Here is a 19927-nt window from a genome sequence, read left to right as displayed (position 1 = left end):
ACACAAAGGACGCCGCGCGGTTTCGTACGGGGTGCTGCGGGATCTGTGGACGACGCTCGAGGGGCGGTCCCACCTGTGGACAACTGGAGTCGACCCGATCCGACGGCAGTGCCGCACCGGAGGTCCTGGCTCACGCTCGGCAGTACCCGGCTCCTCTCGGCAGCGGGGTCGGTGACGACCTGTCCGTACGCCCGCCTGCTGGCGTCTGCGTGAGACGCGGCGTCACCGGATTCCACCACCGAGTCACCTACGGGCAGCTGTCGTGCCGACCGCCTACCCGGAACCCGCCACCGAGCCACATCCGGCGACCCGAGGGCGGCACCTCCGCACCGGAACCCGCCACCGAGTCACATCCGCCGAGTCACATCCGGCAAGTCACACCCGGCGAACCGCACCCGGCGAACCCATGACCCCGCGAACCACGATCGCCGGCAACCGCGCCGAGCAGGGTTCAGCTCTCGCGCTGCTCCGCGGCGCTCACGGTCTGGGCCAGCAGCATCGCGATGGTCATCGGACCCACTCCCCCGGGCACCGGCGTGATCAGTCTCGCGCGCTCGGCCGCGGGGCCGAAGGCGACGTCACCGACGTTGCCCTCGTTGTAGCCGGCGTCGATCACCACGGCACCGGGCTTGATCCACTCACCGCGGATCAGCTCGGGCCGACCCACCGCCGCGACCACGATGTCGGCCTCGGAGACGAACTGAGCCAGACCCCGGGTCTTGGAGTGGCAGATGGTGACGGTGGCGTCGCGCCCGAGGAGCATCAGGGCCGCCGGCTTGCCGAGGATGGAGCTGCGCCCGATCACCACCACGTGCTTCCCGGAGAGGGGCACGTCGTACGCGTCGAGCAGGGCGACGATCCCCGCCGGGGTGCAGGACGCGAAGGTCTCCTCGTGGCCGTTCGCCATGTCGAGGAACGCGTTGGCGGTCACCCCGTCGACGTCCTTGCCCCGGCTGATCGCGTCGAACACGGCGCGCTCGTCGATGTGGCCCGGCATGGGGTGCTGCACGAGGATGCCGTCCACGCTCTCGTCGGCCACCAGCTCGTCGACAGTCGCCACCACCTGGGCGGTGGTGCTCTCCGCGGGCAGGTCACGGCGCAACGAGTCGATGCCGACCTGGCGACAGCGGTTCACCTTCATCCGCACGTACGTGTGCGAGGCGGGGTCGTCGCCGACCAGCACGGTGGCGAGCCGCGGCGTCCGCCCGGTCGTCTCGCGGTAGGCGCTCACCCGCGTACGGGTGTCGTCCAGGGATCGCCTCGCGACGGCGGTTCCGTCCATCAGGGCAGCTGTCATTCCGGGTGTGCTCCTCCGTCAGAGGAGCACCCAGGCGGGCGATGCTCGCAGTCGTGCTTCCCGGTGGTTCCCCACCTACGCCAGTCGCGGCGACAGCGTACGACAGGTGGACTTCTGGAGCGAAAACCACATCAGACGTGGATAGCGGTGCAAAACGCGGGGTGGGGGGTCAGCGGGCGGAGGCGCGGCTCAGCGCGGCCCGGGCGCGGGCGTACCGGTCGAGCTCGCCGCGCACCGGCTGGACGACCAGCTCGTCGGTGACGACGGTGACCGACCGGCGCAGGGCCGCGCGGGCAGCACGCTCGCGGCGCGATGCCCCGACCACGACCCCGATCCGGCTGAGACCGCCGAGCAGCAGACCGGCCAGCACGCCGCCCAGCACCAGCACGGTGGGGGCGGGCAGCCGGCCCCAGGTCACCGGAGGCAACGGCGGCAGCTGCAGGTAGGCGAGCACGAAGGCCGCGGCCAACCAGAGCAGCCCGGCGACCACGGCGGCGAGCAGGAGCCACTGCAGCACCCGGACGACCTGCCACCATCTGCGCCGACGATCCACGTCCAGGTCCGTCCGGGCCACCGCGCGGTCCAGGGCGTCGGGCAGGCGTGACTCCTGCGACCGGGCCGCGGCCTTCACCGCGTCCGTCCAGCCGCGCGTCAACCCGCCGGACGCCTCGGCCGCCAGGTCCCGTACGGCGGTGTCGACCCGGGCCTGCTGCACCCCGGAGCGGGTCGGTAGCGAGGTGCGACCGACCCCGGTCGGGTCGATCTCCTTCGGGGATCCCCTGGTCCCCGCCGAGAGCCGGTCCAGGTGCAACCGGCGGAGGGGGTCCGGCTTGAGCCGACCGATCCAGGCCACCACCGGCCACCCCGTCGCCGCGGCACCCCGGACCCGCCAGGCGTCCCGGACGGCGTCGCCGACCACCCGGGCGCCGGCCGCCTCGGCCATCGCCGTGTTCATCGTCTCCAGGTTGCGCCGGGACAGCTCGGGCACGGCCGCGTCACCCGAGGCCGACGCCAACCGGTCGGCGGCGGTCGACACGTCGGCGGCCAGCCGTCGCGCGGCCGCGAGCTTGTCGGCCACCCGACCGCCCAGCAGCTCCCGGAGCTCCGCCAGCCCCTCACCCGTCTCGGCGGAGACCGCCTGGATCGTGGTCCGCTGCAGCCCCTCGGAGTCCAGCAGCCGGCGCAGGTCGCGCAAGCACGCCTCCCGTTCGGTCCGGGACAGTCGGTCGACCTGGTTCAGCACCACCGTCATCACCGGTGCGTGCTCGACCAGAGGTCGCAGATAGCGCTCGTGCAGGACCGCATCGGCGTACTTCTGGGGGTCGACCACCCACACCAGCACGTCGACCAGCTGTACCAGTCGGTCCACCTGGAGCTGGTTGGACTTCTCCGTCGAGTCGTGGTCGGGCAGGTCGAGGAGGATCAGTCCGTCCACCGACGCGCTCCCCGTCGATCCCGTCCCGGACGGTAGCGCGTGCCGGCGGGACACCTGCAACCAGTCGAGCAGGTCCTCGGTCGGCTCGTCACCCCAGGTGACCGCCAAGGGTTCCGACGTGGTCGGTCGGGTCACGCCCACCCGGGCCAGCTCGGTGCCGGACAACGCGTTGAACAGCGACGACTTCCCCGACCCGGTGGCCCCCGCCAGGGCGACCACGGTGGCCGAGCCGGAGAAGGCGAGCCGGCGATCGACCTGGGTCGCCACCCGTTCCGCCTCGGTGATGACCTCGTCCGGCACCCGGCCGCGGCAGGCGTCGGCGGCTTCGGCCAGGGCCCGGACCCGGTCAGCCACCCCGGTCGCGTCGTCGGGGCGCGCGCGCCGCCCGAAGACGGCCATCAGCGCAGGCCGCCCGGCTCGTCGCTCTCCTCGACCAGCTCCGCGTCCACGATGTCCCGGTCGTCGCCCACCAGGGTGCCGGCGTCGTACGGGACCTGACGCACCCGCGGCGGCTCGAGGGCGGGCCGCGACGGTTCGCCGTCCAGGGCCGCCCGGGCCGGCGACGCCGCTTCGGCGGCCGAGGCCGCCGCGGTGGCGGCCGAGGCTCCCGGCGACCCGGTCGCGGCCAGCTGGTGCTCGACCTCAGCGACCGCGGCCCGCAGCCGGTCGGCCAGGGTCGGATCGCCGACGGTCTCGTCCAGCAGCCGGTGGTAGCGCAGCAGCTCGTCGGCCATCAGCGCCGACACCCGCGCGTCCAGCTCGTCCTTGGCGGTGGTGGCCAGCCGACGGACGGCCTGGTCGCCGAAGACCGCCTCCAGCACCCGCTGGGCGACCACGGTGGTGCCGCCGGCGATGCCCACCTCGGCGCCGGTGATGCCGCCGGTCTGGGCGAACACGATGATCATCAGCGCGGCTCCGACCCCGTTCACGCCGAGCGCCATGAACCGCGCCCGCGAGCGCTTGGCCATCCCGGTGTCGGCCACCAGGTCGAGCACCGCGCCCTGCCAGTCGCGGATCGCCCGGGCCGCACGGTCGGCGAAGTCCGGAGCGGCCCGGGTCAGGTCCTGCCCGCTCCTGGCGAGGAGCTGACGGCCGGCGGCGTTGGCCTGCCAGGACGCGTCGGCCCGTTCCGCCGCCGCGTCCGCCTCGCTGCGCAGCAGCGCCTCCAGACCTGAGCTGACCGCGACCTTGAGGTCGCGGGCTCCGTCGGGTTCGCCCTTGAGCACCGAGGTGATCTTGTCCCGCAGCCAGCTGATCTTCTGCTCCATGGCGCGGAAGAACTCACCCGTGCCGACGAACTCCTGCCAGCGGGCCAGCACCTCACCGCGCAGCAGCGTGCCGTCGGCGGTCTGGACCCCGACGGTGCGGACGGCTTCGGCGTACGCCGCGTCGACCTCACCACGGAGCTGGTCCAGCGTGCTGGACTGCTCGTCCAGAGCGTCCGCGATCGCCGGTGAGCGGCGGGCCACGGCGGTGATCGCCCCGTCGAGGGTCTGGTGCACCACCGCGGACCGGCTGGCCTGGTCCGCCGCCAGCCGGGCCAACCAGGTCCGGATCGGCTGGATCGCTGCGGTGGGCAACAGCCCGTCGGCGTCGACGTCGGTCTCCGGCACGGCGAACAGAGGGGATCGGCCCAGACCCCGCTCCCCCATCAACCGGCCCAGGTGCGCCGGCACCTCCGCCATCGCCCGGGGCGGGATCCGGTCCAGCACCACGGCCACCGCGGCGCTGCGGTCGGCTGCCGAGAGCAGGAAGTCCCAGGGCACGGCGTCGGCGTAGCGGGCGGCCGAGGTGACGAACAACCACAGGTCCGCGGCGGCCAGCAGCTGGGCGGCGAGCTTGCGGTTGTCCGCGACGACCGAGTCGACGTCGGGGGCGTCGAGGATAGCCAGACCGGGCGGGATGCTGTCGTCGGGCACCAGCTGGAGGGACCGGGTGTCGTTGCTGGACCCCGTCACCCGGGCCAGGCCGGGGAGCACCCGGGTGCTGGTGAACCAGCCGGCGTCACTGCTGTGGTGCACGAGAACGGGCGAGCGGGTGGTCGGGCGGATCACGCCGGGAGCGGTCACCCGACGACCGACCAGTGAGTTGACCAACGTCGACTTGCCCGCCCCCGTCGAGCCGCCGACCACGGCGAGCAGCGGGGCGTCGATGGTGGCCAGCCGGGGCAGGACGTAGTCGTCCAGCTGGCGGACGAGATCGGGCGCGGCCCGGCGTTGCTCGTCGGTCCGGGGCAGGTCGATGGGCAGCCGGACGCCGGTGAGCGTGTCGCGCAGGCCGACGAGGGCCGTCTCCAGCCCGGTCTCCCGACCCGTCATCCAGACCCTCCCGTTCGACCGTCGATGACCGTGGACCGACACCGGTCGCTCACCGGGAGCGGTCAGCTCACTGACCGGGGGGCTTCCAGGTGGGGTCGACTTCGGAGTACTGGGTAGCAGTCTGCCCCAAGGGTGCGGCGTGGGGAGCCAGGGCCTGGGGTGGCGGCGCCGGGTAGTTGCCGCCGAGCCCCGCCGGTCCGGGGAAGCTCGCCGGTGCGTACGCCGGTGTGGCGGCGACGGTCCTGGACCGCCGGAAGCTCGGGTAGGGCGCCCGACCCGTCGGCGCGAGGACGGCCAGACCCCGCAACCCGTGCACCTTCGCCAGCAGCAGCTTCTCCCGGTCCAGGCCCGCCGCGTCGACGAGGCCGCGGGCCATGGCGTCCCGCAGGTAGGCGAGCTCGGTGGCCGCGCGCTGCAGCCGGACGGTGGCGAACAGGACGTCGGGACCGGTGAAGACGGCGTGCCACAACGCCTTGCCGCGGGTCCGGACCCGGGACAGCGGGACCGGATCGCCCTCGGCCAACCAGCCGAGCCGGACGTAGTCGCCCAACCGGGACCTGATCAGCCGGCCCTCGGTCAGGACCTGCCGAACGGTGAAGACGATGACGGCGATGACCAGCGGCAGCGCGACCAGCAGGTAGATCAGGAGCAGGTTGGTGCCCTGCAGCAGGGAGGCGCTGGAGTTGAAGGCCATGTGCAAGAAGGCCGCAGCCGCGTACCCGGCGAGCGGCGCCACCACGCGCACGACCTTGCTCTTGGCCCGCAGCGCGACGGCGAGCCCGATGCCGATCATGGAGGTGAAGAGCGGGTGACCGAAGAACGTCATCACGCCGCGGAGCATGAAGAGGTTCTGCAGAGCCTCCAGTGGCGGGACCTCACCGAAGGTCCGTGACGCGTACCGGTAGGCGCGGCCGTAGTAGAGGATGTTCTCGACGAAGGCGAAGGCAGCACCGGACAGGCCCGCCAGCACGATGCCGCTCAGCCGGCTCACCCACTGGTAGCGCATCAGGATCGCCAGCCAGAACAGCACAGTGCCTTTCGCGGCCTCCTCGACCCAGGGGGCGACGAAGATCGCGGCCCGTGCTCCGGTGGCCGGGTCGCCGTCGCCGATGATGCTGAGCTGGGAGGCGGCCCAGGTGTTCACCTGGGCGGAGACGAAGGTGGCCACGCACGCGCCCCAGCCGAAGGTCATCAGCCAGACCCAGAAGCGTTGCGGCCGGTAGCGGTCGGCCCACAAGAACAGCAGCGACAGCGGGATCGCGGTGATCGCCGCGTACTTCGCCGCGATGGGCACTGCCTCTGTGCCCAGCCCGAGCGCGGTGCCACCGGGCACCTCCTGGTCGGGCACGACCTGGCGGTAGAGCAGCACCAACAGGGTCGCGTACACCAGCAGCATGACCACTGTCAGCCAGACGCGGGGCGACCGCAGGATCCGCTTCGGGATCGGCTCGGCGGGGTTCGCCTCGGTCGGCAGGTTGTTGCGCCGGCGGGCCCGGCGGGCGGCGACGGCCGGGTCGACCTGCTTCTGCTTCCTCGGGCGTCGACTGCGCTCGGTCTGCGCCTTCGCGAGGGTCGACGGCGGGTCCTCGCGTTGAGCAGGGCTCGCGGTGGTCGCCGACATGCGGGCCAGCGTACCTGCGGCCGGGAGCGGCCGGCGGTCTGCGACGCAGGTCCGGGGCCGGTCCTCCGACGTCAGCGGATGGCGTCGTCCAGGAACGGGACGACGACGGCCAGGAACTCGCCGGGCCGGTCCCCGTGGACGGTGTGGGTGGTGTCGAGCGAGACGAAACGACCGCGCGGCACCCGCCCGGCCAGCTCGGTCAGCCGCTCCTGGGGCATCGACGACCGGGCCCCACCGACGATCAGCGTCCGGGCCGGGATGCGTCCGGCGAGGTCCCACCAGGACGGGTCCGGATCGTTCCGCCAGGTCCGCAGCTCCGCCACGGCCCGCCAGTCGCAGGTCTCCCCCGGCTCCGGCCCGACCGGGATCGGCCGGGGTGGATCGGCCGGGTCCGGGGGCGGCATGTCCTCCAGCACCAGGGCGCGCACCCGATCGGGCCGGGTGGCCGCCAGCAGGTAGGCCACGACGCCGCCCATCGAGTGGCCGATCACGGCCGCGGCGAGCACGCCGAGCGCATCCATCGCCTCGATCACGTCGTCGCGCAGGTCGGTCAGGTCGTAGGACGTCGCCCAGTCGCTGCGACCGTGACCGCGGGCGTCCAGGGCGATCACCCGGAAGCGCGTCAGTCCCGGCGCCGTGAGCGCCCAGTCGTCGGCCTCCGAACCGAGCCCGTGCAGCAGGACGGCGACCGGCCCGTCGGCACGACCCCACTCCCGGTAGCCCAGGGTGAGACCGCCGGACGTGGTCAGCTGGTTGCGTACGACGGCAGGCGCGACGCTCATGGCGAGAGGCTATCGGCACGGGTGCGGAACTATGATGCCGATCCCAGCCCCTGTAGCTCAGCGGATAGAGCAGGAGCCTTCTAATCTCTTGGTCGCAGGTTCGATTCCTGCCGGGGGCGCTGTGTTTTCGTCACTCGCTGTTCGCTGCGCGCCTGACTGTCCCTGTCTTCCCTCCTCGCTCGCAGACGAAAAGCGTGTCTGCTCGCTCGTCAGTCCAGACAGGGACCCGGCTGTTCCCCTCGACGGCCGTTCGCGACGGGCTCGCTGCACTGACGCTCGCTCGGAGACCGGACGCGCGTGACAGGATGGTCCGGCTATGCACCCGGACCCCTCAGACTCCTTCAGCTGGCGGCAGGTGGCGGTGCCGGTGTACGGGCCGACGCTGCTGGTGTCGATCGGGGCGGGGGCGATCCTGCCGCTGGTCGCGCTGTCGGCTCGCGATCTCGGGGCGAGTGTCGGGATCGCCGCGCTGGTGGTGGCCATGCTGGGTATCGGCCAGCTCATCGGTGATCTTCCGGCCGGCGCGCTGGCGGCCCGGATCGGGGAACGGCGGGCGCTGATCATCGCCTGCCTGGTCGACGTCGTCGCCCTGGTCGGCGCGTTCCTGGCGCCGACGGTGCTGGCGCTGTCGGCGGCCGTCTTCGTCGCCGGGCTCGCGAACGCGGTGTTCAGCCTGGCCCGGCAGGCCTACCTGACCGCTGTGGTGCCGATGCGCATCCGGGCGCGGGCCATGTCCACCCTGGGCGGGATCTTCCGGATCGGCAGCTTCATCGGTCCGTTCGTGGGCGCGATCATCGTGCTGCGGATCGACATCGCCAGCGCGTACGTGTTCGCCGCCGTGATGAGCCTGGCCGCCGCCGGGCTGGCCGCTCTGCTGCCCGACCTCCCCACCCCACCCGAGCGGCCGAGTCCCGGCGGCGCCGCACCCGAGCGGATCACCGTGTTCTCGGTCCTGGCCCAGCACCGGCGGGTGCTCCTCACCCTGGGCACCGGCGTGCTGGTGCTGTCGGCGGCACGGGCCACCCGGCAGGCCATCGTGCCGCTGTGGGCGGAGGCCCAGGGCATCGACGCCGCCACCACCAGCGTGATCTTCGGCATCTCCGCCGGGGTGGACATGCTGCTCTTCTTCCCGGGCGGTCTGATCATGGACCGCTACGGCCGCGCGGCCGTGGCCATCCCCGCGATGATCACTCTCGGGGTCGGCTTCGTGCTGCTGCCGCTCACGCACACGGCACTCACCGTGGGACTGGTGGCCTGCCTGATGGGCCTGGGCAACGGCATCTCCTCCGGCGTGGTGCTCACCCTCGGCGCCGACGCGGCCCCCGTCCAGGGCCGGGCCCAGTTCCTGGGTGGTTGGCGCCTCTGTGCCGACCTCGGCAACGCCCTCGGACCGCTCGCGATCGGCGGCATCACGGCGATCGCCACCCTCGGTCTGGCCACCCTGGTGATGGGGGTGGTGACGTGGCTCGGATCCGGCTGGCTGGCGCGGTTCATACCCGTAAGGTTGCGCGAGTGAGCGACGAACTGGTGTGGATCGACTGCGAGATGACCGGCCTGGATCTGATCGCCGACGCTCTCGTCGAAGTCGCCGTGCTGGTCACCGACGCCGAGCTGAACGTGCTGGGCGAGGGTGTCGCCGTGGTGATCAAGCCGTCCGACGAGGCGCTGACCCAGATGGGCGACTTCGTCCGCACGATGCACACCTCGTCCGGGCTGCTGGACAAGCTCGCCGACGGCACCACCATGGCCGACGCCGAGGAGCAGGTGCTGGCCTACGTCCGTCGGTACGCGCCGGAGCCGCGCAAGGCGCCGCTGGCCGGCAACACCATCGGCACCGACCGCGCCTTCCTGGCGCGGGACATGCCCGCGCTGGAGGGGCACGTGCACTACCGCAACGTGGACGTCTCCTCGATCAAGGAGCTCGCCCGCCGCTGGTACCCGCGGATCTACTTCCACACCCCGGCCAAGAGCGGCAACCATCGCGCCCTGGCCGACATCCGCGAGTCGATCGAGGAGCTGCGCTACTACCGCGAGGCCCTGTTCGTCCCCCGCCCCGGCCCTGACACGGCGACCTGCAAGGAGATCGCCGCGCGGCACCAGGGCGCCCTGACCCCGCCGGTGAACGGCGTCGACGGCCCCATCGCCCCAGAACCCACCACCGAATCGACGACCACCGCGAACTGATTTCGGGGCTGGCGGTCCGGACCGCTATGCTTCACGCTGCTGTCGGCGCCGCACGGCGTACGCGCATGGTGGGTGTAGCTCAGTTGGTAGAGCACCTGGTTGTGGTCCAGGTGGCCGCGGGTTCAAGTCCCGTCACTCACCCCACATCGAAGGAGCCCGGGTCTGCGGACCTGGGCTCCTTCGTGCGTCCGGACAGCCGCACGGCGAACGTCCCACGCCGGGACGGCCGCCCTCCGTAGACTCGAGCGCGCCGGGCCGACGACGCTGACCGGTCCGTTCCAGGGCGAGCTGCACCGCGCGTCCCCTGCCGCCATCACCACGGGAGCCGACCATCACCGAACTGAGGACCACCCAGCGCTCCAGGACGGGCACGGTCCGGCTGACCGTCGCCACCGCGGCCGGGCGTCTCGCGGCCACGGCGTCGCGCCTGCTGGGCCGCGGCGCCGGCACCGCGATCAAGGGTGCGGTGATGCTGAAGCTGGATCCGCAGGCACTGCCGCACCTGCTCACCGGCAAGCACCTGGCCATGGTGTCGGGCACCAACGGCAAGACCACCACCACCCACTTCCTGGCCGCGGCGGTCCGCGCCGGTCTGGACCCGAGCGGCGACCGGGTGGTGCACAACGCGGACGGCGCCAACCTGCACGGCGGTATCACCGCCGCGCTGTCGACCAAGCCCAGAGCCAGCTGGGCGATCATCGAGACCGACGAGCGCGTCGTCGCGGACATGATCAGGCTGGGTCGGCCCGAGGTGCTGGTGCTGCTCAACTTCTCCCGCGACCAGCTCGACCGCCACCACGAGATCAAGGCCCTCGGTCGGTCCTGGCGCAACGCCCTCGCCACTGCTGGGGCCGACGGTCCGGTGGTGGTGGCGAACGCCGATGAGCCGCTGGTGGTGTGGGCCGCGCAGTCGGCCCGCCGGGTGATCTGGGTGGACACCGCGACGACCTGGACCCAGGACGCCTCGCTGTGCCCGGAGTGCGGTGCCCTGCTGCTGCGCACCCAGCCGGACCAGACGGGCGGTCGCGGTGGGCACTGGCGCTGCTCCCGCTGTGACCTGGCCCAGCCGGAGGCGACCTACCGGGTGGTCGACGGGCGGATCCTCGATCCGGCCGGCGCCGTCTGGGACCCCCGGCTGCAGGTGCCCGGCTCGTTCAACATCAGCAACGCCGCCTGCGCGCTGGCCGCCGCGGTCCAGCTCGGAGTGCCCACCGCTACCGCGATCGAGGGGATGCGAACGGTCACCGCGCCGGCCGGCCGGTTCGCGACCGCCCGCTTCGGTGACACCACGGCGCGACTGCTGCTGGCCAAGAACCCGGCCGGCTGGGCGGAGGCGCTGCCGCTGGCCCAGACGTCGGAGGTGGTGCTGGCCATCGACTCCGCCGCCGCCGACGGTCGCGACGTGTCCTGGTTGTGGGACGTGGACTACGAGCAGCTGGCCGGTCGCACGGTGATCGCCACCGGCCCCCGGGCCCAGGACCTGGCCGTACGACTGGCGTACGCGGGGGTGGAGCACCGCTGCGTGCCGGACCTGGCCCAGGCGCTGGCCGACCATCCCGACCCGGTGGACGTGATCGCGACGTACACACCGTTCCAGCGACTGCGCAAGATGGGTGGGGTGTGACCATGGTGGCACCGGTCGAGATCGTGCTGGTCTACCAGTCGCTGCTCGGGATCTACGGCGACCGCGGCAACGCGACAGTGCTGGCCAAGCGGCTGCAGTGGCGCGGCTACGAGACCACGGTGACCGTGGTCGAGCCGGGGGACGCCTTGCCGGACACCGGTCAGGTCTATCTCCTCGGCGGCGGCGAGGACGCGGCCCAGATCTCCGCAGTCGACGCGCTGCGGGCCGACGGCGGTCTGCACCGGGCCGTCGACCGCGGTGCCGCGGTGTTCGCGGTCTGCGCCGGCTACCAGATCATCGGTTACAGCTTCACCGTCGGCGAGCGCGACGAGGAGATCGAGGGCCTCGGGCTGCTGGACGTGACCACCACCCGCGGACCCGTCCGGGCCGTCGGCGAGATCCTCACCCGCTGGCACGGTCGCGAGGGTGACGACGCGCTGCTCACGGGTTTCGAGAACCACGGCGGCTACACCACGCTCGGTCCCTCGGCGACTCCCCTGGCCCGGGTGGAGGTCGGCGTCGGCAACGCCGCCGACGGGACCGAGGGGGCGATCGACGGTTCGGTGATCGGCACCTACCCGCACGGTCCGGTGCTGGCGCGCAACCCGGCGCTGGCCGACCACGTCCTCCAGCTGGCGCTCGGCGAGGAGCTGGCTCCGCTGCCCCGGCCGGAGATCGACGAGCTGCGCCGGCAGCGGTTGGCGGCGGTGCTCAAGCGCAAGGGCTGAGCCGCGCGGCCCCTTTCCGACCTACGCTGGACGAATGCCGCGTCGCCGCAGCAGCGTCATCGCCCTCGGGTGCTTCGGCGTGGTCGCGGCCGTCGACCTGGCCGCCGAGCTGCTGGGCTGGCGTCCGGTCGCCCTGGGCTGCCGGGTGCTGCTGATGCCGCTGCTCGCCTGGCTCGTGTGGGTCACCGTCCCGGTCCGGACCCGGCTGGTGATCTTGCTCCTGATCGCCCTCGGTTTCTCCTGGCTGGGCGATCTCAGCTCGGCGGTGCTGATCAAGATCGCCTTCTTCCTGGTGGCCCAGATCGTCTACGTGGTGGCGTTCCGGCCGTACTGGCGGCAGAGCCTGATCTCGCGTCCAGCGCTGGCGGTCGCGTACGGCACCGCCCTGTCCGCCCTGGTCGCGCTGGTCGCCTCGGCGGCCGGTCCGCTGACGGTGCCGGTCGGGGTCTACGGCGCCAGCCTGGCCGTGATGGCGGTGCTGGCCACCGGAGTGGGCCGCCTCACCGGTCTGGGCGGCGTGCTGTTCCTGGTCTCCGACCTCGTGCTCGCGGTGGAGCTCTTCGTCGCGCCGGGCGTGCTCCCGTACGCGCTGTTCGCGAACATGGCGCTCTACCTCCCGGCGCAGCTGCTGATCACGCTCGGGGTGCTCCGCCGGGTCGCCACAGAGGTCGGACCGCCGGTGCCCGACCGGGTAGCGTGACGCGCATGCAGACCCGCACCCTCGGCCCCTTCACCGTCTCCGCCATCGGGCTCGGCGGGATGCCGATGTCGATGAACGACGACAACGTCTTCCCCAGCGAGACCGACGCCATCGCCACGATCCACGCCGCCCTCGACGCCGGCGTCACCTTCATCGACACCGCCGACATCTACGCCCCGTCGTGGGACACGATGGGCCACAACGAGGTGCTCATCGGCAAGGCGCTGAAGGCCTACGGCGGCAGCCTGGACGGCGTGGTGGTCGGCACCAAGGGCGGCATCACCCGGGGTGAGGGCGAGACCTGGGGCCGGGACGGTTCACTGGCCTACCTGCGATCGGCGGTGGAGAAGTCGCTGCGCAACCTCGGCGTCGAGCAGATCGATCTCTACCAGTGGCACCGCCCGGACCGCTGGCAGGTCTACGGCGAGGTCATCGGCCACTTCAAGACCCTGCAGGACGAAGGGCTGATCAAGGCCATCGGCATCTCCAACGCCAACGTGGAAGAGATCCAGGTGGCGATCGACGTCCTCGGCGAGGGTGGCCTCACCAGCGTCCAGAACGAGTTCTCGCCGCGGTTCCGCTGCAGCACCGACGAGCTCGAGCTCTGCGGTGAGCACGGGGTGGCCTTCCTGCCCTGGAGCCCGCTGGGCGGCACCGGTGGCGGCGGCCGCGAGGTGGGCCAGCGGTTCGGCACCTTCGGCGAGATCGCCGCCGACCACGGCGTGAGCCCGCAGCAGGTGGTGCTGGCCTGGGAGCTCGCGCTGGGTGAGCACGTCATCCCGATCCCCGGCGCGCGCCGGCCGGCGTCCATCACCGACTCGGCCCAGGCGACCCACCTGGTGCTGAGCGCCGAGGAGATCGAGCGCTGCTCGGCCACTCCCGGCACCCACTGACCGACGATGAGCTCCGCGCCGCCGACGGTCGCCGGCCCGGCCCCGGACCATGATCGGGACCGGGCTCCGGACACGGACGTGCTGGTCGTCGGCGGCGGTCACAACGGCCTCGTGGCGGCCGCCTACCTCGCCCGGGCCGGGGTCGCCGTCACCGTCCTGGAAGCCGGGGACCGCTTCGGCGGAGCCGTGGCGAGCGCCCGGCTCTTCGCGGGGGTGGACGTCAGCCTGTCCCGGTTCTCGTACCTGGTCTCCCTGCTGCCGCAGCAGATCATCGACGACCTCGGTCTGGACCTCGAGCTGCGGTCGCGGCGGATCGCCTCCTACACCCCGACCGCCGACGGCGGGTTGTTGATCGAGCGTCAGCCGGGTGAGGCGACGCGAGCGTCCTTCGCCGCCGGACCGGGTTTGGCGGCGTACGCGGCGTTCCAGGCGCTGGAGGCCGACCTGCACCGGTTCGCCACCGCGCTGGCCCCGACCCTGACCGCCCCCCTCCCCCGGGCCGCTGACGTCCGCGCGGCCGTCGGCGACCAGCTGTGGAGTGACCTGGTGGAGCGGCCGATCGGCGAGCTGGTCGAGCGCACGGTCACCGATGACCATCTCCGCGGCATCGTGCTGACCGACGCTCTGATCGGCACCTTCGCCGGCGCGCACTCCCCCGAGCTGGCCCAGAACCGCTGCTTCCTGTACCACGTGATCGGCAACGGCACCGGCGAGTGGAAGGTGCCGGTCGGCGGGATGGGCACCGTGGCGGTGGCGCTGGAGTCGGCCGCCCGGGCGGCGGGGGCCGCGCTCCGGACCGGTGCGGAGGTCGTCGCGGTCGAACCGCACGACGGGGGCGTGACCGTGCGGTTGGCCGACGGCGAGCACCTCACCGCCCGGACGGTGCTGGCGAACTGCGCCCCGGCCACGCTGGCCGGCCTGCTCGGTGGCGCCGCTGCCCGACCCGAGGGTGCCCAGGTCAAGATCAACATCGTGCTCCGTCGACTGCCGGCGTTCCGGTCCGGGATCGACCCCGCCACCGGGTTCGCCGGAACCCTGCACCTGCACCAGTCCTACCGCGAGCTCGAGGAGGCGTACGCGTCCGCGGCGGCCGGCCGGACCCCCCACCCGCTGCCCTGTGAGAGCTACTGCCACTCGCTGACCGACCCGTCGATCGTCTCTCCCGCCCTCCGCGAGCAGGGGTACCACACGCTGACGATCTTCGGGCTGCACACCCCGGCCCGGTTGTTCGACCATGATCACGACGCCGTCCGGGACCAGGTCCTCCGGGCCGCGCTGACCTCGCTGGAGTCGGTGCTGGCCGAGCCGCTGGACGACTGCATCGCCCGTGATGCGCACGGCGAGCCCTGCATCGAGGTGATGAGCCCGCAGGACGTCGAGCGCGAGGCACGACTGCCCGGCGGCCAGATCTTCCACGGCGATCTCGACTGGCCCTGGCTGGCCGACGACGAGGAGGCCGGCACCCCCGCTCGGCGCTGGGGGGTCGCCACGTCACACCCGGCGATCCTGCTGTGCGGCTCGGGCGCCCGACGCGGCGGCGCGGTGAGCGGTCTGGGCGGACACAACGCCGCCATGGCCGTGCTGGAAGCGAGGGACCGAGCTGAGGCGTGACCACGGTCACCACAGCGAGACCGGAACGGATTTCGTGGACCGGTGCGGGCTTTGCTAATGTTTCTCTTCGCGCGCCGCTAGCTCAATTGGCAGAGCAGCTGACTCTTAATCAGCGGGTTGGGGGTTCGATTCCCTCGCGGCGCACCATCCAGAACCACGCAACCGCCGAGCCACAGGCTCGGCGGTTTCGCGTTTCCCGGGTACGCGCTCGACGACTCAGCCGCTGACGGCCGCCGCGAGCTGGGCCAGGGAGCCCTCGAGCTCGTCCTTGCTCACCAGCGGGAACGAGATCGTCTTGAGCAGCTGCTTGTCGGTGACCGCTGACCAGTCGTAGGTCAGCGACACGTCCGTCTGGTCGGGCCCGGTCGGCGTCAGCTCGTAGACCCACTGCCACCCGGGCGGCTCCTGACCGGCGGGAGCGGTCTGCCAGGCCAGCAGCTGGTTGGGCTGGAAGCCCGTCACGTGGTTGTCGGTCTGGTACTCCCCGCCCATGTGGTCCCCGGCCATGTTCATCCGGAAGCTGTCACCCACCCCGCTGATCCGCTGCGGGTGGTCGGCCGAGCGGACGAAGCCGGAGCCGTCGAACTCCGCATGGCGGTCGGGGTTGGTCAGCAGGTCGAACACCTGCGCCGGGGCGACGTCGATGCTGCGCTGGACGGTGATGGAGGTGTCGTCGGTCATGCTTGACAACGTACACACCTCAGCCCCGCCGTCTCCGCCCTCCGCGGTGGCCGCAGCCGGGCACACCGGCCGGCGAGTTGCGTGAGAACGTTCACGGAGTAGGTTGAAACGATGCACTTTCGTTATCTCGGCAACTCCGGACTCAAGATCTCGGAGATCACCTACGGCAACTGGCTGACGCACGGCTCGCAGCTGGAGAACGAGCAGGCCACGGCCTGCGTCCACGCCGCGCTCGACGCCGGCATCAGCACCTTCGACACCGCCGACGTCTACGCCAACACCAAGGCCGAGACGGTTCTCGGCGAGGCGCTCCAGGGCCAGCGTCGCGAGTCGCTGGAGATCTTCACCAAGGTCTTCGGTCCGACCGGGCCCAAGGGTCACAACGACGTCGGCCTGTCCCGCAAGCACATCATGGAGTCGGCCACCGCCTCGCTGCGCCGCCTGCAGACCGACTACATCGACCTCTACCAGGCCCACCGGTACGACTACGAGACGCCGCTGGAAGAGACCATGCAGGCGTTCGCCGACCTGGTCCGGCAGGGCAAGGTGCTCTACGTCGGCGTCAGCGAGTGGACCGCCCAGCAGCTGCGGGACGGCGCAGCCCTGGCCAAGGACCTCGGTTTCCAGCTGATCTCCAACCAGCCGCAGTACTCCGCGCTCTGGCGGGTCATCGAGGCCGACGTGGTGCCGACCAGCCGCGAGCTGGGGATCTCCCAGGTCGTCTGGTCCCCGATCGCCCAGGGCGTCCTCACCGGCAAGTACGTGCCGGGCCAGGCGCTGCCGGAGGGGTCCCGGGCCACCGACGACAAGGGCGGCGCGGACATGATCTCCCGCTGGCTGCGCGACGACGTGCTGGAGCGGGTGCAGCAGCTGAAGCCGCTCGCCGCCGACGCGGGTCTGTCGATGGCGGCCCTGGCTGTGGCCTGGGTGCTGCAGAACGACAACGTCGCCACCGCGATCATCGGTGCCTCGCGCCCGGAGCAGGTGCACGACAACGTCGCTGCGGCCGGGGTGACCCTCCCCGCGGAGCTGCTGAGCAAGATCGACGAGGTGCTGGACCCGGTGATCGAGCGCGACCCCGCTCGGACCGAGGACAGCTCGCCGAAGACCCGCGAGGTCTGACCCACCACCCCGGCTGACGCCCCCTTTCACCTGCTCACGCCCCCCTTGCGAAGGGGGCGTGACGACGTGAAAGGGGGCGTCAGCCGGTTTCTGGGGCGGGGTGCACCGGCTAGCCTGCAGGCCGTGGAGTCCTACCTCGTGCCGGCCCGCGAGGCGACGGCGGAGCTCGAGGTGAAGCGGTCCCGGTTCCGGTGCCGGCTCGTCCGGGTCGAGACCGACGAGGCCGCCCGGGCGGTGATCGCCGAGGAGCGCGGCACGCACGGCACCGCGGGACACCACTGCTCCGCCTTCGTCCTCGGCCCCACCGCGACCACCGTGCGCAGCAGCGACGACGGCGAGCCGTCCGGCACCGCGGGACCGCCCATCCTCGACGCCCTGCGCGGGGCCGGTCTGAGTGACGTCGTCGCGGTGGTCAGCCGCTGGTTCGGGGGGACGCTGCTCGGCACCGGCGGACTCGTGCAGGCGTACGGTGACGCCACCCGAGCCGGGCTGGAGCTGGCCGGACGGCGGCGCCGCGAGCTCCGTCACCGACTGGAGGTCACAGTCGACTTCGGGGCAGCGGGGCGGTTGGAGGACCTGTTGCGCCGCGAGGCCGCCGGCGTCGAGGTGGACTACCACTCCACGCACGCGACCCTCCGAGCCGCCGCTCCCGCCCGGTCGCTGGACCGGCTGCAAGCCATGATCATGACCGCGACCGGTGGCACCGCCGAGCTCCGCGCGCTCGATCCGCGCTGGGTCGACCTCACGCGCTGACGCCGGACCATCCGGACGCGAACGGGGCCGCCCGGAGGTGACCAGGGCCGCCCGGGACGCGAACGGGCCGCCCGGACGTGACCAGGGGCGGCACCCTGGTGGGTACCGCCCCTGAGCAAGGTGCTACGCGTGCGCTACTTCACGCCACCGGCCGTCAGACCGGCGACGATGCGGCGCTGGAAGATCAGCACCGCCAGCAGCAGCGGCACGGTGACGATCACACCGGCGGCCATGATGGTGCCGTACGGGGTGTCGAAGCCGGTCGTGCCGGTGAACTTGCTGATCGCCACCGTCGCCGTCTGGATCCGGGGATCGGGAGCGAAGGTCAAGGCGATCAGGAACTCGTTCCAGGCCGCGATGAACGTGATGATCGCGGTCGTGAACACACCGGGAGCAGCCAGCGGGATGATCACCTTGCGGAACGCCTGTCCCGGGGTGCACCCGTCGACCATCGCCGCCTGCTCGAGCTCGACCGGCAGCTGCCGGAAGAACGCGGTCAGGTTCCACACCGCCAGGGGCAGCGCGAAGGACAGCGAGGGCACGATCAGCGCCTGGTAGGTGTTGATCCAGTACGGGAACCAGCCGAACGGCGGGGTCGAGCTGAACATCTTCAGCAGCGGGATCAGCAACGTGATGCCGGGGAACATCGAGCAGGCGATGATGACGCCGAGCACGATGGCCTTACCCCGGAACGCCAGCCGGGCCAGCGCGTACGAGGCGACCATGCCGATGATCAGGGTCAGGATCGTGGTCGTCCCGGCGACGATCACCGAGTTGAGCAGGGCCCGCCCGAAGTTGTTGCTGCCCGCGAAGACGCCGATGAAGTTCTGCACCGACGGCGGGTTGGGCAGGAACTCCGTGCTCCGACCCTCGGTGGGCTGCCGGAAGGCGCTGACGATCATCCAGTAGAACGGGAGGATGCAGTAGATCACGATCACTGCCATCCCGACGTAGGAGGCAATCATCCCGATCCGGGCCTTGTTGCTCTGCTTCGGATGGGCGAGCTTGGCGACCTCGTCGGCGGAGGTGTGCTCCTCCACGGTGGTGGTGGACATCAGTGGTTCCCCCCCGTCATCTCGAGCGTGGCGGCTGAGCCGGCGCGCTCCTCGCTGTCGACGCTGCGGCCCTTGCGCTTCTTCTTCTTCTTCTTCGGGGGCGCGTTGTCACCCACGACGTCGGCGCCGAGCAGCTTCACGAACAGGTAGGCGATCAACATGATGTAGAGGAACAGGATGATCGAGTACGCCGAGGCCTGTCCGTAGCGTTGCTGCAGCGCCTCCTGGTAGGCGAAGATCGACAGCGTCTCCACGTAGTACTTGCCCTGACCGACCATGCCCCAGGGCAGGTCGAACATCCGCATGGTGTCGAGAGTGCGGAAGAGCACCGCCACCACCAGGGTCGGCTTGACCATCGGCAGCGTGATCCGGGTGAACTGCTGCCATGCCGTGGCACCGTCCACCTTGGCCGCCTCGTAGACCTCCGCCGGAATCGTCTGCAGACCCGCCAGGGTCAGCAGGCCGATGAACGGGGCGGTCTTCCACACGTCGGCGATGACCACGGCCCAGAAGGCGGGGTTGTCGTCGGCGAGCCAGAGGATCTGGGTGCCCAGCACCCGGTTCATCACCCCGGCCTCGTCGAAGATCAGCTTCCACATCAGTGCCGAGACGATCGTCGGGATCGCCCACGGGACGAGGATGCCGGCCCGGACCACACCGCGGCCCTTGAAGGCCTTGGACATGATCAGCGCCATCGCCACGCCCAGCACGGTCTCCAGCAGCACGCAGACGACCGTGAACAGGGAGGTGTTGATGAAGGCGTTCCAGAACCGGTCCATCGAGCCATAGGCCCCGACCACCTGGTTCTGGCCGCCGAAGATGGCGGTGTAGTTCTGCAGACCGACGAACTGCTCGCCGCCACCCACCAGACCGGTGACCGGGTCGACGCCGTCGTTGACCCGGAAGAACGACTCCCGGATGGACAGGATGATCGGGATGCCGACGACGACGAGGATCACCAGCAGGGTCGGCGACAGCAGGATCCCGGCCAGGCGTCCCTGGCCGTCGCTGAGGGCGTTCTTCCGCCTCTTCGGCGGCACTCCAGACGACTTGTTCTCAACAGCAGTGGCTGTTGCCATTCCTCCCTACCTCTCTCCTGAGTCGCGTCCAGCGCAGGGCGGGC

Annotated in this window: 17 protein-coding genes, 3 tRNA genes and 1 riboswitch; of the genes, 12 read left to right on the top strand and 8 right to left on the bottom strand. The window is 71.6% G+C overall.

All coding sequences use genetic code 11. The annotated features are described in order from the left end of the window. Positions 1-451 precede the first annotated feature (451 nt). From ABD714_RS03120 to ABD714_RS03100, 5 genes are all read right to left on the bottom strand, one after another. Positions 452-1297, bottom strand: a complete 846-nt coding sequence (locus ABD714_RS03120) for a bifunctional 5,10-methylenetetrahydrofolate dehydrogenase/5,10-methenyltetrahydrofolate cyclohydrolase (protein WP_344810799.1) — start codon at positions 1295-1297, stop codon at positions 452-454. Between the two features lie 21 nt (positions 1298-1318). Continuing rightward, a riboswitch (ZMP/ZTP riboswitch) is annotated at positions 1319-1396 on the bottom strand. 70 nt (positions 1397-1466) lie between these two features. Beyond that, positions 1467-3131: a GTPase gene (locus tag ABD714_RS03115; RefSeq protein WP_344810798.1), complete on the bottom strand. Its 1665-nt coding sequence runs from the start codon at positions 3129-3131 to the stop codon at positions 1467-1469. After that, a complete protein-coding gene (locus ABD714_RS03110) occupies positions 3131-5050 on the bottom strand; it encodes a GTPase domain-containing protein (protein WP_344810797.1) in 1920 nt (639 codons plus the stop codon). The genes ABD714_RS03115 and ABD714_RS03110 overlap by 1 nt, the downstream gene beginning before the upstream one ends. 67 nt (positions 5051-5117) lie before the next feature. Beyond that, on the bottom strand, positions 5118-6671 hold the full coding sequence (locus ABD714_RS03105) for a PrsW family intramembrane metalloprotease (protein ID WP_344810796.1): 1554 nt from the start codon (positions 6669-6671) through the stop codon (positions 5118-5120). Between the two features lie 71 nt (positions 6672-6742). Further along, positions 6743-7453: an alpha/beta fold hydrolase gene (locus tag ABD714_RS03100; RefSeq protein ID WP_344810795.1), complete on the bottom strand. Its 711-nt coding sequence runs from the start codon at positions 7451-7453 to the stop codon at positions 6743-6745. Positions 7454-7499: 46 nt separating this feature from the next. On the opposite strand from ABD714_RS03100, the gene ABD714_RS03095 reads away from it, so the two are divergent. The 10 genes from ABD714_RS03095 (at position 7500) to ABD714_RS03050 (ending at position 15340) form a co-directional block, all read left to right on the top strand. After that, positions 7500-7572: transfer RNA gene (locus tag ABD714_RS03095), tRNA-Arg, on the top strand. Positions 7573-7769: 197 nt separating this feature from the next. Next, on the top strand, positions 7770-8969 hold the full coding sequence (locus tag ABD714_RS03090; RefSeq protein WP_344810794.1) for an MFS transporter: 1200 nt from the start codon (positions 7770-7772) through the stop codon (positions 8967-8969). A gap of 29 nt (positions 8970-8998) precedes the next feature. Continuing rightward, positions 8999-9637, top strand: coding sequence for an oligoribonuclease (gene orn / locus ABD714_RS03085; RefSeq protein ID WP_425562343.1), 639 nt, complete (start codon positions 8999-9001; stop codon positions 9635-9637). A 68-nt stretch (positions 9638-9705) separates the two neighbouring features. Continuing rightward, positions 9706-9781 (top strand) — tRNA-His (locus tag ABD714_RS03080). A 328-nt stretch (positions 9782-10109) separates the two neighbouring features. Beyond that, positions 10110-11261 (top strand): MurT ligase domain-containing protein, encoded by a 1152-nt coding sequence (locus tag ABD714_RS03075; RefSeq protein WP_344811272.1) that lies wholly within the window; start codon positions 10110-10112, stop codon positions 11259-11261. Between the two features lie 2 nt (positions 11262-11263). Continuing rightward, a complete protein-coding gene (locus ABD714_RS03070; protein WP_344810792.1) occupies positions 11264-11989 on the top strand; it encodes a type 1 glutamine amidotransferase in 726 nt (241 codons plus the stop codon). A gap of 34 nt (positions 11990-12023) precedes the next feature. Further along, positions 12024-12689 (top strand): lysoplasmalogenase, encoded by a 666-nt coding sequence (locus ABD714_RS03065; protein ID WP_344810791.1) that lies wholly within the window; start codon positions 12024-12026, stop codon positions 12687-12689. Positions 12690-12694: 5 nt separating this feature from the next. Continuing rightward, positions 12695-13582, top strand: a complete 888-nt coding sequence (locus ABD714_RS03060; protein ID WP_344810790.1) for an aldo/keto reductase — start codon at positions 12695-12697, stop codon at positions 13580-13582. Positions 13583-13588: 6 nt separating this feature from the next. Continuing rightward, positions 13589-15193: a phytoene desaturase family protein gene (locus ABD714_RS03055; protein WP_344810789.1), complete on the top strand. Its 1605-nt coding sequence runs from the start codon at positions 13589-13591 to the stop codon at positions 15191-15193. A gap of 71 nt (positions 15194-15264) precedes the next feature. After that, positions 15265-15340, top strand: a tRNA-Lys gene (locus ABD714_RS03050). A gap of 69 nt (positions 15341-15409) precedes the next feature. On the opposite strand, the gene ABD714_RS03045 is transcribed toward ABD714_RS03050, so the two are convergent. Continuing rightward, positions 15410-15874 carry an SRPBCC family protein gene (locus ABD714_RS03045; protein ID WP_344810788.1) on the bottom strand — a complete coding sequence of 155 codons (465 nt, stop codon included), beginning with the start codon at positions 15872-15874 and terminating at the stop codon, positions 15410-15412. A gap of 111 nt (positions 15875-15985) precedes the next feature. On the opposite strand from ABD714_RS03045, the gene ABD714_RS03040 reads away from it, so the two are divergent. After that, on the top strand, positions 15986-16996 hold the full coding sequence (locus tag ABD714_RS03040) for an aldo/keto reductase family protein (RefSeq protein ID WP_344810787.1): 1011 nt from the start codon (positions 15986-15988) through the stop codon (positions 16994-16996). A 123-nt stretch (positions 16997-17119) separates the two neighbouring features. Continuing rightward, the gene (locus ABD714_RS03035; protein ID WP_344810786.1) at positions 17120-17749 is read left to right on the top strand and encodes an IMPACT family protein; all 630 of its coding nucleotides are present in this window, start codon (positions 17120-17122) and stop codon (positions 17747-17749) included. A gap of 134 nt (positions 17750-17883) precedes the next feature. Here ABD714_RS03035 and ABD714_RS03030 read toward each other — a convergent pair whose 3' ends face one another. Continuing rightward, complete coding sequence (locus ABD714_RS03030) at positions 17884-18804, bottom strand: carbohydrate ABC transporter permease (protein ID WP_425562326.1); 921 nt, start codon at positions 18802-18804, stop codon at positions 17884-17886. Then, positions 18804-19883: a carbohydrate ABC transporter permease gene (locus ABD714_RS03025; RefSeq protein ID WP_344810785.1), complete on the bottom strand. Its 1080-nt coding sequence runs from the start codon at positions 19881-19883 to the stop codon at positions 18804-18806. The genes ABD714_RS03030 and ABD714_RS03025 overlap by 1 nt, the downstream gene beginning before the upstream one ends. Between the last annotated feature and the right edge of the window lie 44 nt (positions 19884-19927).

Source organism: Microlunatus aurantiacus (assembly GCF_039536605.1).
GTDB classification, from domain to species: Bacteria; Actinomycetota; Actinomycetes; order Propionibacteriales; family Propionibacteriaceae; genus Microlunatus; species Microlunatus aurantiacus.
Note: the sequence above shows the minus strand (reverse complement) of the source record. Positions and strands in the feature narration are given on the sequence as shown.